Source organism: Arthrobacter sp. B2060, assembly GCF_059090445.1.
On sequence record NZ_JBNHFR010000006.1, the window covers coordinates 28,196 to 43,274 of the forward strand.

The 15,079-nt window shown below is 63.9% G+C and carries 10 protein-coding genes; 1 reads left to right on the top strand and 9 read right to left on the bottom strand.

The genetic code is table 11. From position 1 onward, the window contains the following. Positions 1 to 21: 21 nt before the first annotated feature. Positions 22 to 1,782: an IlvD/Edd family dehydratase gene (locus tag AC5RUM_RS12205; protein WP_494035176.1), complete on the bottom strand. Its 1,761-nt coding sequence runs from the start codon at positions 1,780 to 1,782 to the stop codon at positions 22 to 24. Between the two features lie 53 nt (positions 1,783 to 1,835). Further along, a complete protein-coding gene (locus AC5RUM_RS12210) occupies positions 1,836 to 2,603 on the bottom strand; it encodes an SDR family NAD(P)-dependent oxidoreductase (RefSeq protein ID WP_494035177.1) in 768 nt (255 codons plus the stop codon). Positions 2,604 to 2,781: 178 nt separating this feature from the next. Between AC5RUM_RS12210 and AC5RUM_RS12215 the strand changes: the two genes are divergently transcribed. Then, entirely contained in the window at positions 2,782 to 3,966 is a 1,185-nt protein-coding gene (locus AC5RUM_RS12215) for a Gfo/Idh/MocA family protein (protein WP_494035178.1), read from the top strand. Here the strand turns inward: AC5RUM_RS12215 and trpB are convergent. The 7 genes from trpB to AC5RUM_RS12250 all read right to left on the bottom strand — a co-directional run bounded on the left by trpB (position 3,954) and on the right by AC5RUM_RS12250 (position 15,078). After that, positions 3,954 to 5,369 carry a tryptophan synthase subunit beta gene (trpB, locus tag AC5RUM_RS12220; RefSeq protein WP_494035179.1) on the bottom strand — a complete coding sequence of 472 codons (1,416 nt, stop codon included), beginning with the start codon at positions 5,367 to 5,369 and terminating at the stop codon, positions 3,954 to 3,956. The two genes, AC5RUM_RS12215 and trpB, sit on opposite strands and share 13 nt — an antisense overlap. A 107-nt stretch (positions 5,370 to 5,476) precedes the next feature. Continuing rightward, complete coding sequence (locus AC5RUM_RS12225) at positions 5,477 to 6,832, bottom strand: aldehyde dehydrogenase family protein (RefSeq protein WP_494035180.1); 1,356 nt, start codon at positions 6,830 to 6,832, stop codon at positions 5,477 to 5,479. 98 nt (positions 6,833 to 6,930) lie between these two features. Next, positions 6,931 to 8,880 (bottom strand): 3D-(3,5/4)-trihydroxycyclohexane-1,2-dione acylhydrolase (decyclizing), encoded by a 1,950-nt coding sequence (gene iolD, locus AC5RUM_RS12230; protein WP_494035181.1) that lies wholly within the window; start codon positions 8,878 to 8,880, stop codon positions 6,931 to 6,933. A 194-nt stretch (positions 8,881 to 9,074) separates the two neighbouring features. Further along, positions 9,075 to 10,208 carry a Gfo/Idh/MocA family protein gene (locus AC5RUM_RS12235; RefSeq protein WP_494035182.1) on the bottom strand — a complete coding sequence of 378 codons (1,134 nt, stop codon included), beginning with the start codon at positions 10,206 to 10,208 and terminating at the stop codon, positions 9,075 to 9,077. 84 nt (positions 10,209 to 10,292) lie between these two features. Continuing rightward, positions 10,293 to 12,053 carry a hydantoinase B/oxoprolinase family protein gene (locus AC5RUM_RS12240; protein ID WP_494035183.1) on the bottom strand — a complete coding sequence of 587 codons (1,761 nt, stop codon included), beginning with the start codon at positions 12,051 to 12,053 and terminating at the stop codon, positions 10,293 to 10,295. Between the two features lie 2 nt (positions 12,054 to 12,055). Next, entirely contained in the window at positions 12,056 to 14,146 is a 2,091-nt protein-coding gene (locus AC5RUM_RS12245) for a hydantoinase/oxoprolinase family protein (protein WP_494035184.1), read from the bottom strand. A gap of 32 nt (positions 14,147 to 14,178) precedes the next feature. Next, the gene (locus tag AC5RUM_RS12250) at positions 14,179 to 15,078 is read right to left on the bottom strand and encodes a fumarylacetoacetate hydrolase family protein (RefSeq protein WP_494035185.1); all 900 of its coding nucleotides are present in this window, start codon (positions 15,076 to 15,078) and stop codon (positions 14,179 to 14,181) included. Position 15,079: the final 1 nt, after the last annotated feature.

Genomic DNA, 15,079 nt, shown 5'->3' on the forward strand with positions numbered 1-15,079 from the left:
TTTGTTCGTGGTTGCGGCTGTTTACCAGCCGCCCTGCCAACCGCTCATCAGGCCATAGGGCAGCCTTTGCGGCTCCTCATCCGGCAAGCCCTTCAGGAAGTCAAAATCACAGCCCTCGTGCGCCTGGTTGACGTGGTCTATGAAGAGGCGCCCGTATCCGCGCCGGTACTTTGGCTCGGGGAGCTTGAGCCCGGCGAGCCGGGCTTCGATCTCCTCAGCGGGGAGGTCCAGGTCCAGGCGCTGGTTCTCCACGTCCAGCACGATCGGGTCTCCGTCGCGGACAATTGCAAGCGGTCCGCCTACGGCAGCCTCCGGCGAGACATGCAACACCGTGGTGCCGAACGCGGTCCCGCTCATCCGGGCATCGGAAATGCGGACGATGTCGCGCACTCCCCTGCGCAGCAGCTTCTGCGGGATGGGAAGCATGCCCCATTCGGGCATGCCGGGCGCTCCGACTGGGCCGCTGTTGCGCAGCACGAGCACAGAGTCCTCTGTGATGTCCAGGTCCGGGTCGTCGATCCTGCGTCCGAGGTCGTAGATGTCCTCGAAAACCACCGCCGAGCCTTTGTGCTGCAACAGGTCCTTGGACGCAGCGCTCCGCTTGATCACCGCGCCGTTCGGGGCCAGGGAGCCGCGGACGACGGCGATGCCTCCCGAGGCATCGAATGGCGCCTCCAGTGTACTTACGACGGCGCCGTCCGGCTCGGGTGCCGAACTAAAGCCTTTCTCGAGGGACTCGCCAGTGACGGTGATCGCGTCCTTGTTGAGCAGCGGCGCCAGGGCTTTAAGCACCGTGGGAATACCGCCTGCCTGGAACAATTGCTGTACAAGGTATTCCCCGGAGGGGCGGACGTTAACTATGCGCGGTGTCCGCTGCGAGATCTCGTGGAATCGGTCCAGCTGCAGTTCGTAACCCACCCTCCGGGCGAGCGCAAGGAGATGCACAACGGCATTGGTTGAACCGCCCACGGCCATGAGCAGTGTGATGGCGTTGTCGAAGGCTTCCTTCGTCAGCACCTCGCTGGGTTTTGGACCCTGCGACAACGCCATTTCCACTGCCCTGCGGCCGGTCACTTCGGCTGCTGCGCCGCGACGCGCGTCGACTGCAGGGATGGACGCGGTGCCGGGCAGGCACATGCCGAGTGCCTCAACAAGGGACGTCATGGTGGACGCTGTGCCCATCTCGCTGCAGTGTCCGGCAGAAGGCTTCGCGGCCGACTCAAGTTCGTCAAAGTCTGCCTCTGTGATTTTGCCTGCCCGCAGTTCGTCCGCGTACTTCCACGTGTCCGTGCCAACCCCGAGCTGCTTCCCCCGGAAGTGCGCAGGCTCCTGCGGCCCACCGGTCAACATGATGGTCGGGACATCGGCACTGGCTGCGCCCATCAGCTGTGCGGGAACAGTCTTGTCACAGCCTCCCAGCAGCACTATTGCGTCCAGCGGGTAGGCGCGAATGGATTCCTCTACGTCCATAGCCATCAGGTTGCGGAACTGCATTGCGGAGGGCTTCATGAGGCTCTCGCCCAAAGAGATGGTGGGGAACTCAAGCGGCAGGCCGCCGGCCATAAGGACACCACGCTTCACCGCCTCAGCAAGCAGCTTGAAGTGGATATTGCAGTTGACCAACTCGGACCATGAATTCGCAATCCCGACAACGGGCCTGTCCTTAATGGCAAAGCGTGAGAAGCCTTCGGCCTGAATGGCCGTGCGGTGCACGAACCCTGTGAGGTCGTGCGGCGCGAACCAGCGCGCGCTGCGAAGGTCGTTGTACTTCGACTCTGGCATATCTTTCAAAGCTCCTTGGCTTGTCTGAGTTTTGTGAGGTGTTGGCGAGGCAGCTATGCGGCGGAAGTGCCGCCGTCGAAGGCCATGCTTGTTCCGGTCGCGAACGTGCCCTCGACCGCAAGGAAGTAGATGGCAGCGGCAACTTCTTCCGGGTCCGCGAGGCGGCTTAGCGGCACAGTGCTTTCTTTCTGCTGCAGAGCCAGGACCGGGTCCGGTTCCGCATCTAACCCAGCCCGCAGCATGGGCGTGTCAATTGGGCCTGGGCAGACGGCGTTGACGCGGACATCGGGCGCCAGTTCCAGAGCCAGCGCCCTGGTGAGTCCCACCACGCCGGCCTTGGCCGCGCAATAGTGGGCCAATCCGGGAACTCCCATGGCAGCGAGGTCCGAAGCGACATTTACGATGGCCCCTCCCCCGGACTTCCGCATGTGGAGGCCGGCTTCCCGCGCGACGTAGAACGTGCCGGAGAGGTTGGTGTCCAGCACCTCATGCCAGCGGTGCTGATCCAAGTCCTGGAGGGGAACGTAGCTGGCAACCCCGGCAGCGTTCACGGCCACGTCGAGGCCACCGAGGGAATGGATCGCCCCGCAGACCCCGTTCCTGACTGATTCGGCGTCGGCGACGTCGGTTACCACCGCGTGCGCAGCGCCGTCGATCTCTTCCACAACGCGCCGGAGTTCCGCCGGCCGTCGGCCCAGCAGCGCCACCCGGGCACCACGCTGGGCGAAAAGCTTGGCCGTCGCTTCCCCGACGCCGGACGTGGCGCCCGTGATGAGTACCCGGAGGGGTTCCGTTCGGGTCTTACGGTTGCGGTCCATCATTGTCGACGGGCTCCTTTGCTGGCGTGGGCTGATGTTACGTACCACTCCATCAGCGCAAGGCTGCCGCCGGATGTCTCACATTGAGACACAGTGCACACCCTCCGCGTTCTTAGGCTGATCGCAGGTGCCGCCACTGTCGGCACGCTCCGCCTGAGGGCGGCAAGACTAAGGAGTCCTCTTGGAACAGAAAAACCGCATTGGGGTTGGCCTTGTATCGGTGGGGTGGATGGGCCGCCTGCATTCCCGCGCCTACCTCGCTACCAGGCAGTTCTTTCCGGAACTGCCGCGCCACCCCGAGCTTGTGATCGCCGCAGATCCAGACGACGCCGGCCGTCAGCACGCCGAGGACGCGCTCGGTTATAAGGAGACGGCCACGGACTACCGCAAGGTCCTCGAAAACCCGGACGTGGATGTTGTATCCATCTGCTCTCCCAACTTCCTGCACCATGAGATAGCCTTGGCAACCATCGAAGCTGGCAAGCATTTCTGGATCGAGAAGCCGATGGGCCGCAGCGCGCAGGAGTCCCGCGAGATAGCCCAGGGAGCCGAGAGCGCCGGACTCATCACGTCCGTGGGGTTCAACTATCGGCATGCTCCCGCTGTGGCTGAAGCCCGGCGTCTCATCCGATCAGGCTCGCTGGGCCGCATCACAAACGTACAAATCCGCCTCCTCACCGGATACGCCTCGGATCCCACCCAGGTTTTCACCTGGCGCTACGAGCAGGCCCGCGCAGGATCCGGCGTGCTGGGCGACGTCCTCAGCCATGGGTTCGACCTTGCCCAATTCCTGGTTGGGCGCATCACGTCACTGAATGCCGTCACCGAAACCTTCATCAAGGACCGCCCGCTGCCCGCAGGCAACTCCTCCAATTCCTTCGACATGGGCCAGGCCTCCGACGTCACCCGCAGGGTGGAGAACGAGGACTACACCGCCATGCTCGCCCGCTTCGAGGGCGGCGCGATCGGCATGTTCGAATCCACGCGCGTCGCGATCGGCCCACACGCCGAATACATCATCGAGGTGTACGGGACGGAAGGGTCCCTGCGCTGGAACTTCGAACGGATGAACCAGCTGGAGCTCGCCACGGACCGCAGCGGCTACCGCACCATCATGACTCCCCCTACATTCGGGGAGTTTGGACGCTTCCAGCCTGGTCCGGGCCCTGGTATCGGCTTCAACGACCTCAAGACCATCGAGGCGGCACTGTTCCTGCGGTCGGTGGCCGAAGGCAGACAGCTCGGACCGTCCGCGGCCGACGGCTGGTCCGCATCCGAACTGGTGGATGCATCGCTGCGCAGCGCTGGCTCCGGCGGCTGGATTGAGATTCCGGAAGTTACGGGCCACACGACCTACCAGGCCTGAACACCTGGGTTCCCAGGCTGCTGAGCACTCCTGAACAAGGAACGGGAGGCCGGGTCGTGACGATCCGGCCTCCCATTTTCTATGTTTGTGGCTGCCTCAACGAAGTCCTTGTTCAGAAGGTTGAACCACTCCGCGGCGGTGGCCACATCCTTGTCTCCCCTGCCGGACAAGTTCACGATCACAACTTTGTCGCCCGCTTCGACGGCGGCGCCGCTCTCAGCCGCCAGCCGTTGACCCACCTTAATGGCACCGGCGAGTGCGTGAGCGGACTCGACGGCAGGAATGATTCCCTCGGTGCGGCACAGAAGACCGAACGCTTCCATAGCTTCCGCATCCGTAATCGGCTCGTACTTGGCGCGCCCAATGTCGGCGAGGTAGGAGTGCTCCGGCCCGACGCTGGGGTAATCCAGTCCCGCAGAAATGGAATGCGATTCGATAGTTTGGCCGTCGTCATCCTGCATAAGGTAAGACCGGGCCCCGTGCAGCACGCCCGGCAGTCCGAGTGTGATTGGGGCCGCGTGCCGGCCCGTCTCGATGCCGGCCCCGCCGGCCTCAAAGCCGTGGATCCCCACGGCAGGGTCGTCCAGGAAGGCGTGGAAGATGCCGATGGCGTTGGACCCACCGCCAATGCAGGCACAAACCGCGTCCGGCAGCCGGCCGGTCCGTTCCAACACCTGGCTACGTGCCTCATCGCCGATGACCTGGTGGAAATACCGGACCATCGCCGGGAACGGGTGGGCGCCCGCTGCCGTGCCCAGCATGTAGTGGGTGTTATCAACGTTCGCCACCCAGTCCCGGAGGGCTTCGTTAATGGCATCTTTAAGAGTCTGGGAACCCGTGGCGACTGGGATGACGGTGGCACCCAGGAGCTCCATCCTTGCCACGTTCAGCGCCTGACGGCGGCAGTCCTCGGCGCCCATATAGACGACGCAGTCGAGGCCGAGTAGGGCTGCCGCCGTTGCACTGGCCACACCGTGCTGGCCTGCGCCCGTCTCGGCGATAACACGTGTCTTGCCCATGCGCTTGGCAAGGAGTGCTTGGCCCAGCACATTGTTGATCTTGTGCGAGCCGGTGTGATTCAGGTCCTCCCGCTTCAGGAAAATACGGACCCCGCCGGCGTGCTCTCCAAAGTTCCTGGCCTCGGTCAGGGGCGAAGGCCGGCCGGAATAGTTCTTGTTCAGGTCTGCAATTTGTGCGGCGAAGCCCGGATCGGCTTTCGCCTTTTGGAACGTGTCGTCAAGCTCGTCGAGGGCGGCGATCAGTGACTCGGGCATCCAGCGTCCGCCGTATGCTCCGAAGTAGGGTCCGGGGGCATGACGCAGCGAGGCGCCATCTTCTAAGCAATCATTGGCCTGGTCATCGCCAGAGCCGGCTGCTGGAACATGCGCCACTAGTCTCACCATCCTTCGTCATTCTGGTGGATGATGCCCGGCACCAGTCGCCCGCACGGCATGCGGGTGAATGGTGCCGCAGGCCCATCCCCACCCTCGGCCCGCAGCGCGGGTTTGCGCTACCTCGCGAAGCGGAACAGCTTCTTGTTGGCGAACTCCAGCATGCCGACCTTGCCAAGCTCCCGTCCGTAACCCGATTTCTTGACGCCACCGAACGGAACGTCCGCACCGCTGAGGTCGTAGGCACCGACGAACACCATCCCGACGTCGAGCTGGTTGCCGACTCGCTCGGCACGGTCAAGGTCGTCGCAGATCACCACCGATCCCAGGCCGTAGGGCGAGGAGTTGGTAAGCTTGATCGCTTCCTCGTCACTGCTGACCTTGTACAACTGTGCGACAGGTCCGAAGAGTTCCTCGCTGTACACGTCCATGGACGGGGTGATGTTGGTGATCACCGTCGGGGTGTAGACATTTCCCTCGGGCTGGTTGTTGCCCACCAGGATTTCGGCGCCCTGCTCCAGGGCAACCTGCACTTGTGCGGTCAGGAACCTGGTGGCCGAATCCGACGAGAGCGGGCCGAAATCACCGTTCTCGTAGGACTGGCCGGCAATCGCAGCCTTGAACTTCTCCGAGAATTCGTCGAAGTACTTGTCCATCACCACGATCCTCTTGGAACCGTTGCAGGACTGGCCGGTGTTTCCCATACGGCCCATGACGGCCTTCCTCACCGCGAGGTCCACATCATCCGTGTCGAGCACCAGGAACACGTCAGCCCCGCCAAGCTCAAGGACGCACTTCTTCAATGCCCGTCCGGCCTGCTCAGCCACAATGGCGCCTACCTGCTCCGATCCAGTGAGCGAGACGCCTTGGACGCGGTCATCGGCGATGATGTCCGAGATCTGCTGGTGGGTGGCGAACAGGTTGACGTAGGCCCCCTCGGGGAAGCCGGCATCGCGGAATAGCTCCTCCAGAGCGAGCGCCGATTCAGGGCACTGGCTGGCATGGCGGACAATGACGGTGTTGCCCAGGATGATATTGGGGATCGCGAAACGGGCCACCTGGTAGTACGGGTAGTTCCACGGCATGATGCCCAGGATTACGCCAAGGCCCTGGTACCGGAAGAAGCTCCTCAGGCCATCAGCAACCTCCAGCTCCTCGTCCGCGAGCCATTCCTCTGCGTGCTCTGCAAAAGCTGCCGCAATGGAACCGGAAAACTCTGCTTCCCCTGCTGCCTGCTGAAGCGGTTTGCCCATCTCCCGGTTGATGACGGCGGCAAGCTTGTCCTTGCGTTCAACAAACAAGTCAGCCAGGCGCTGGGCCAGTGCTGCACGTTCGGCCACGGTGGTGGTGCGTGACCATTCCTGATAGGTCTTCTGGGCTGCGCTGAGTCCTGCTTCCACGTCTGTGTCGGTGGCAGCGGGGTATTCCGCGTGCGTGGTTCCCGTGGCCGGGTCAATAACGGCAAATGCGCTCATGAGGATGCTCCTTTGTCGGTTAATTCGAAAGGACGGGGTTTACCCGTAAAAAGCCGGGCGGGACCGCTGCAGGGCGCCGCGGTCCCGCCCGGTGCGCGTCAGCGCGTTTCAGGTGCGGTGGTGGCTGCATAGAAGCGCTGGCGGGCGCGACCCTGCAGGTGCTTGGCAGTACCTTCCTGGTTGCCGGGCCGCTCGGAGGTCATGGGGACTCCAACATCCCAGAACGCGCCGTTGCCGCTCAGGTAGCGCCACGGTTCCACACGGGCGACGATCACAGCGGGCCCGTCCGCTTCCCTGGCCTCGGTGAGCGCTGCCTCAAATTCCTCAATGGTGGTGGTGGACCAGGCGGCGCAACCCATGCTGGCAGCGTTGGCGGCGATGTCGATGTCGAGGATCGGTCCGTCAAGGCGGCCGGACTCCTTGCTGCGCGCCCGGTACTGCGTACCGAATTCGCTCCCCGGTCCCCCCTTTGCCACCTGAAGCGGCCAGATGCACTGGTGCCCGCGGTTGTCGATCACGATGGTGATGATCTTCTTGCGTTCCTGGACTGCGGTGACCAGCTCGGTGGGCTGCATGAAGTATGTGCCGTCACCGATCAGGACGTACACCTCGCCCGGGGCCTCCGCGCGTGCCAGGCGGTAACCCAGGCCGGCCGGGATTTCGTGGCCCATGCAGGAGTTGGCGTACTCGAAATGGATTTCGGTGCCGTTGGACGCGTCCCAGGCCTTGTGGATGCCTTCAACCACGCCGCCGGAGCCCAGGATCAGTGCGTCCTCGCTGGTGGTTGTCCGGTTCAGTACGTCGATGACCTGCGCCTGGCTCATGTTCTCGCCGGGAAACGCCTGGAGGTCGTGTTTGCGCACCTCGAGTGTGGCTTTCCGGGCGTCCGCGATGTCGCTGCGGAAGTCCTCGGACGTCGAGTATCCAACTTCCGCGAGGCGTTCCCGCACGGCGGCCAGGTTCAGCTTGGCATCACCGATCACGGGCAACGACCCCATCTTGTGCGCATCAAACGAACCGACGTTGAGGTTCACGAACTTCACGTTCGGGTTCTGGAACAGCGAGTGTGAGGCGGTGATGAAGTCCTGGAGGCGGGAACCTACGGTAATCACAACATCCGCACCATCGGCGATCTCGTTGGCGCCCACGGTGCCGGTCACACCCAAGGCACCCAGGTTGAGTTCACTGATGGGGCCGCTTCCCTTGCCCGCGTAGGTCTCGGACACCGGGATGCCTAACTCGGCGCTGAAGCGTGCCAGCTCTTCCTGAGCCTTGGAATAGCGGACGCCGCCACCTGCGATCAACAGGGGACGCTTGGCATGACGGATGATCTCGGCTGCATCGCTGATCTCGTCCTCCACGGCCGGACGACGGCGGATATGCCAGACGCGCGGGGTGAAGAAGGACTCCGGGAAATCGAACTCTGCGCCTTGGATATCCTGCGGCAGACAGACCACCACGGCACCGGTTTCCACTGGATCCGTGAGGACGCGCATGGCCTCCGGAAGGGTGGACAGCAGCTGTGCAGGGTGGGTGATCCTGTCGAAATAGCGGCTGACCGGACGGAAGCAGTCGTTGGCGGACACATCGCGCTCAACCGGATGTTCGATCTGCTGCAGCACGGGGTCACCGAAACGGTTGTTGATGATGTCCGCGGGGAACAGCAGCACCGGAAGACGGTTCGTGGTGGCCGTCGCGGCACCGGAGACCATGTTGGTGGATCCGGGACCGGCGGAGGCCGTGCAGGCCAGGGTGGCAGCACGGTTTGAAGCCTTCGCGAAGCCGATGGCCGCGTGGACCATCGACTGTTCGTTCTTGCCCTGGTAGTGCGGGAAGTCCACACCGTACTCGTCGATGCCCTGCGCCAGGCCGACGGAGTTGCCATGCCCGAAAATGCCGTACATGCCGGCAACCAGGCGCCTCCTCTCGCCGTCCAGTTCGCTGTACTGGACCTGAAGGTATTCAACGATTGCCTGTGCCACAGTGCGGCGGCGGACGGCCTTGATATCGACGTCGGTGCCGATATCAGCAGCGGCTGTGCTAGTCATGCGTTCTCCTAAATTCGTAGGTGCGTCGGCATTTGCAAACCGATTCGCCCGAACATCAGGTTGTCACCGTGGGGAAGGAAAGTTGTGTCCCAGTTTGATACGCATCCCCCACCCGCCCGGGAACAAGAAAAACAGCAGCCGACGGCGGCACGTAAGTACCGCCGTCGGCTGCTGTTTTGCTGTTTGGTCCTGCCCTAGTCGAACCGGTAAGGCTCCTGCGGGCCGACCGAGGGAAGCGGCCGGGGCCGCTCGCAGGTGCTTTCGATCCGGACGTGCCGGCCTTGCTCCGAGGATGCCTCGAAAGCCAGGAGGACTTCCAGCACGTGATAGGCGAAGTCACCACCGGTGCGCGGCTCCACCCCGTTGCGGATGGCGTAGCCGAACTCGGCCAGGCCGATGCCCCGGTAGGCGTCGTCGCGGTGGGTAATTGGTGTCTCCCGCCAATCACCGCCACCGGGAGGGGTCATGTCCAGCGCGAGGTCGCCCGGCTCACCGCGTCGCAGCACCGGCGCCCCGGAGAAGTGGTCCGGGTTTGGCGCTGCCAGAGAACCTCCCGTGCCGTAGATCTCAAGATGCGGCAGGTTGTGGTTCCAGACGTCCCAGCTGACGATCACGGTGGCGGCAGCGCCGGACTCGAAGTCCAGGGTGCCGGTGACGTGCGTTGGCGTCTGGATCTGAATGACGTCGCCCTCTTTGCCAGGACGGGGACGGGTCTCCGATGAACGCGGCGCCGTTGCGGAAACGCGCTTGACCGGGCCGAAGAAGTTCACGAGGTTGGTGATGAGGTAAGGCCCGATGTCGAGCATCGGCCCGGCACCCGGGCTGTAGAAGGGGTCAACGTTCGGGTGCCAGTGCTCGTAGCCGCGGCATGCGAAGGACGCGAAAGCCGCCACCGGTTCGCCGATCCACCCGTCGTCAATGAGCTTCCGGCTGGTCTGCATGCCCGAACCGAGGAAGGTGGTGGGAGCCGAGCCCACCTTGACCCCTGCATCACGGGCGGCATCCAGGATTTTCCGGGCTTCCTCAAGGGAAGTGGCAAACGGCTTTTCAGAGAGGACATGCTTGCCGGCTGCGATGGCCTGGAGAGTCACCGGGGCGTGGAGCTTGGGCGGGGTGAGGTTGAGGACCAGCTCCACCTCGTCGTCGGCAAGCAGCTCCTCCGGCGAGAGGGCCTTGGGAACCGAATATTCTGCTGCCCGTGCTTTCACGGCCTCCGCGTTCACGTCGGCGAGCGCTACGACATCGACATCCGGGTGGACGCCGATTTTGTCCAAGTACTGGTTGAGAACGTTTCCGACGCCGATGATGCCGACTCGAATGGGTTCCATGTGAATCTCCGTTATTAGTTGGTGAAAGATCCCGGGGCGAGGAAACATACCCCGCCCCGGAAACAGTTGCTATGGCTGGTGCCTCTAGCCGGCCCGGCGCTCTTCGCGGGTCTTGGCCGTGGCCGCTTCGTCGATGGCGCCGTCGGTGATGACGACGCCGTACTTGGCGGCCGCCGCTTCGAGGGTCACCCGTGACTCGCGGTAATCATCGAGCACGGCCAGCACGTCGCGTTCCAGCGGGTCGCCATATCCGCCACCACCCGGGGTGATGGATACGACCTTTTCGCCGGACTGCAGGTCGTAGCGGCCCACCACGGGAATTTCACGGCGTTCACCAGTCTTGAGGTCTTCCACCCAGGTCGACGGAACGGCCCCGTCGTGTCCGCCGCGGACGCCCTTGGGCGGGTTGAGCTTACCCTCGATGCCGTATGTGAGGGTGACGCTTTCCCCCCGGGGTTCCATGGTGACGCGGGTTGCGAGTCCGCCGCGCTGCCGGCCGGCACCGCCGGAGTCGGCTACCAAAGTGCGTTCGTGGATCAGGATCGGATAACGCTGCTCATCCACCTCCACGCTGTCGTGGTAGAGAAGGGCGCCGCAGACGGGACGCTGGTACGTCGGCCAGCCGTCAACGTAAGGGGTTGCAGGGCCACCGACGCCGCCCACCAGGATCTGGTTCACATAGGCGTTGCCGTTTCGCTCGTCGATTCCGGAAATGACCGACTTGGCGGGGGCCTGCCCGGCAGCCCCCTCGGCGGTGCCGTACCCATCGTCGATTTGGGAGAAGGCGGCCTGGACGATGTTGACCACGCGGTCGGCGAGGTTGGTGGTTCCGGACGAGCAGGAGTGGGGGTGCTTCGGGACGCCGACGGCGCAGCCGTCACGCAGCAGCACCTCCACCCTCCGGAAGGTTCCGGCGTTGCTCGGCAGGTTTTCCGGGATACCGGAGAGGATGCCTGCCAGTGCTGCACCCGTTGCCGTTGCCTTGGTGAGGTTCAGGCCGTTGGGGAGGTTGTCCGGGTTGTCGCGAAGGTCAATGGTGATCTTTCCCTGCTTGGGCTTGACCTCGATGGTGGCCTGCAGGGGGACGCCTTCCGGGCCGGTGCCCGGGAAAGGGTCGTGCGCGGTGGTGCCATGCAGGACATACTCGGGCAGGGTCTCGATGGCGCTGGCGGTCAGGCGCTCGGAGTAGTCGAACCAGGCATCCACGAAGTCCACCAGGTCGTCGACGCCGAACTTCTCGGCGAGCTCGTGGAGGCGGCGCTCGGCGATGCGCGATGCGCCCACGGATGCGAGGTAGTCGCCGTACCACTGGTCAGGAACGCGGATGCGGGAGCGGCACATGCGGATGATGTCGTCGATGTCCGTGTAATCGCGCTGGATCCTCACGCAGGGGAAGATCAGGGCGCCTTCCTCATAGACGTCCCGGGCGGTGGCGAAGAACGTAGTGGGCAGCGAGTTGCCGCAGTCGGCTTGGTGAGCCTTGGTCACGGCGGTGAAGAGGTGGCGTCCTTGGATGAAGATGGGCACCAGGATGACATGGTCGGCGGCGTGGGAGTTGCCCATGTAGGGGTCGTTGTGCAGGAAGGCATCGCCTTCACGGATGTCATTATGCAGCTCGACCATGTCCTCGCCCAGCGGACCGGCGCCGAAGACGTGAACCGGGACACCTTCCGCTGCTGCGAGCAGCTGGTTGTCCGCCGTCAGCACGGCGCAGGAGAAATCGCGGGCCGTGTTGATGACGGAGGAACGTGCCGAGCGCAGCAGGCCGCTGGTCATCTCGCGGACAATGCCGTCGAATGCATTGGCAAGCACCGAGAGCTTTACTGGGTCGAATTCGCGCGTCACGGTTACGCCTCCTTACGGGTGAGGTAGATGTTGGATCGTTCGTCGAGCGTGGCATCCCATTCCGGTGGAACGACGATGGTGGTGGTGGGCTGGTCGATGACCGCGGGCCCCAGGATCTTGTCCCGCGGGGCCAGGGTGACACCGCGGTAGCGCTGGGTGCTGAAGCTCTCGCCGCTGAAAACGATGTCATCGGTGCGGTGGACCTCGCTGGTGCGGGCCGCCCCGATCTCATCCTTAGTGTGCTCGGGCCGCGGGATTTCCACGCGGACACCCCAGGTGATGATTTCGACCCGGCTGTCCGGATCGTGGGTGCCGTTGCGGCGGTCGTGCTCCTCGTGGAAGGCCCGCTCAATGATTCCTGCGGCGTCGCCGGCGGTATCGGGGGCGGCATCCAGGTAGACTCGCAGGTCCCACGCCTGGCCCGGGTACCGGGCGTCGACAAAGTAGGTGACGTTCGGGGCATCGCCTACACCATCGAACCGCTTCCCAAAGAGCTCTGCCTTGGCCGTCAAATCCTCCACCGCACGGGTGGCGGAACCGGAGTTGAAGCTGCGGGTGTCGTTGTGCAGCGGTGAGAGGAATTCGGTGGCGATCGGAGCGCGGTGGGCGCCGTAAGCGGCCAGCACGCCAGCCGTCGCGGGGATCAGGACGGTGTCGGTCTCCAGCAGGACACCGATTGCGGCTGCGACCATGGCACCTGCGCCACCGCCGGCAACAATCAGCGCACCTCGGGGATCAACGCCCTGTTCCAGTGAAGCCTGACGGATGGCAGTGGCCATGTGGTTGGCAGAGACGTCCAAGATGGCCTGTGCAGCCTGCAAGGTATCCATGTTCAGAGGGCCGGCGATGCGAGTATCGATGGCGCGGACAGCGGCCTCGCGATCCAGGGTAAATCCGCCTTCGAAGCCGTCGGCGTCAAGGTAGCCGAGCGCCACACAGGCGTCCGTGACGGTGGGTTCTTCGCCTCCGCGTCCGTAGGCAGCGGGACCGGGGGTGCTGCGGGCACTTTGCGGACCCACACGGAGCAGGCCGCCGCCGTCGATCCATGCGATGCTGCCGCCACCGGCGCCGATGCTGGAGACAGCCACGGAGGAAAGACCGGTGAGGTGTCCAACGAAGGGCTCACCCAGCCAGGCTTCCCGGGTGTGGCGGACAACGCCCTCTTCGACGAGGGACACGTCGAAAGTGGTGCCGCCCATATCGCAGACCACGACGGTGTCCCTGTCCGGCGCGGCTGCCGCTCCAACCAGCGGCGCCATCGATGGACCCGAGTTCAGCAGCAGTACCGGTCGGTCCAGTACATCGACGACGTCGAGGACGGCACCTTCGGAGGTGACCACCAGCAGGTCACCGGCGAAACCGTACTTCTGGAGGTCAGTGCGCAGCTTGCCCAGATGGTCAGCCATCAACGGCTTCAGGGAGGCGTCGATCGAGGCTGCCGAGGAGCGGCGGTATTCGCGGATAGTTGGGTTGGCCTCGTTGGACAGCGTGTACGGAACACCCGGCAGGATCTCCTGGATGAGTTCCGCGACGCGCTTCTCGTGGGCGTCGTTGATGATCGACCAGAGAAAGGAAACGGCCACCGCTTCGATTCCCTGTTCCTTGAAGGAACCCAGAACCTCACGCACTTGCTCTTCATCCAACGGCACCAGGACATCGCCTTCGGCGGAAATGCGTTCGGTGATCTCAAAGGTCAGGTGGCGGGGAATGTAGGGCGGCGGGTAGGCAGCTTTGGAGTCGAAGGCGTCCCGGCGGCCTCCCTCGCGGAGCAGCAGTGTGTCGGCGAAGCCGTCGGAGGTCAGCAGGGCGGTCTTGGCCACCTTGCCGGTCAGTACTGCGTTGGTGGCGTGCGTAGTGCCGTAGACGATGACGTCCGCGTTGCGCAGGACGTCATCCCCGCTCCAGCCAACCGATTCGGCGGCCCGGCGTACGGAAGCTTCAAAGCCGGTGAAGACGCGGTCATAGGTGGTCAGGGCCTTGCCGACGGCCATGTCACCGTTGTTGGAATCGACGACGACATCGGTGAACGTGCCACCGGTGTCCACGGCGATGCGGTACCTCGCTTCACGTGGGTGTGTCTGTACTTCACTCATGGGTCTTCATACTTTCGTAGAGCTTGCAGGGGTTAGAGCTGGGGCTTGCCGACGCGGTTGCGGAGCAGCCCTACTTTGTCGATCTCGATTTCTACCGTGTCGCCCGGCTCAAGCCAGACGGGAGGGTTCCGCTTGGCGCCGATGCCTTCCGGGGTACCTGTGGCAATGACGTCTCCGGGCTCCAGAGTGAGGAAGCCCGACAGGTAGGAGACGATGCGGGCGATGGAGAAGATCTGGTAACGGGTGTTGGAGCGCTGCACTTCAATGCCGTTCACCCGCGTCACCAAGTCCAGTGTCTGCGGGTCTCCCACCTCATCCAGCGTCACCAATGCCGGACCCCAAGGAGTTGAACCGTCAACAGCCTTACCCGCAAGCCACTGGGTCCCGCGATACTGGAGATCACGTGCCGTGACATCGTTCAGCGGGGCCAGGCCTGCGACGTACTCGAGGGCTTCATCTTCCGTTACTTCGCTGGCACGGCGCCCCATCACTACGGCCACCTCACCTTCGAAGTCGAGGTTTTCGCTGACCCTGGCGCCGCCGATCTCCTCCTCGGGACCAACCATGGTGGAGTCGAATTTGGCGAAAACGTCCGGGTACTCGGGGACCGCACGGCCCGTTTCGGCAACGTGGTCCTTATAGTTCAGCCCGATGCAAAGCACCTTGGATGGGTTAGGCACGGGCATTGTCAGGCGGATCTCGGAGCGGGCACCCACGCGGGCTTCCGGGTCCTGGGCCGCGGCCTCGGCGGCTTCGGCTGAGATGGCATCGAGGCGGTCGCCGTAGAGCTTTAGGAACTCCCGGACGGAGGATGTTGCCCCGTTGACTGCCCCGCTTGAGCCCTGCAGGAGCAGTTCCAGATCGTAGACCGAGTCTTCGATGAGGACACCTCCGCGGACGCCGGATTCGTGGTCATAGGAAACGAGCTTCATG

Bases quoted from the DNA above. Each gene is read 5' to 3' on its own strand.
- AC5RUM_RS12205 (WP_494035176.1), bottom strand. From the start codon at position 1,782: ATGCCAGAGTCGAAGTACAACGACCTTCGCAGCGCGCGCTGGTTCGCG.
- AC5RUM_RS12210 (WP_494035177.1), bottom strand. From the start codon at position 2,603: ATGATGGACCGCAACCGTAAGACCCGAACGGAACCCCTCCGGGTACTC.
- trpB (WP_494035179.1), bottom strand. From the start codon at position 5,369: ATGGTGAGACTAGTGGCGCATGTTCCAGCAGCCGGCTCTGGCGATGAC.
- AC5RUM_RS12225 (WP_494035180.1), bottom strand. From the start codon at position 6,832: ATGAGCGCATTTGCCGTTATTGACCCGGCCACGGGAACCACGCACGCG.
- iolD (WP_494035181.1), bottom strand. From the start codon at position 8,880: ATGACTAGCACAGCCGCTGCTGATATCGGCACCGACGTCGATATCAAG.
- AC5RUM_RS12235 (WP_494035182.1), bottom strand. From the start codon at position 10,208: ATGGAACCCATTCGAGTCGGCATCATCGGCGTCGGAAACGTTCTCAAC.
- AC5RUM_RS12245 (WP_494035184.1), bottom strand. From the start codon at position 14,146: ATGAGTGAAGTACAGACACACCCACGTGAAGCGAGGTACCGCATCGCC.
- AC5RUM_RS12250 (WP_494035185.1), bottom strand. From the start codon at position 15,078: ATGAAGCTCGTTTCCTATGACCACGAATCCGGCGTCCGCGGAGGTGTC.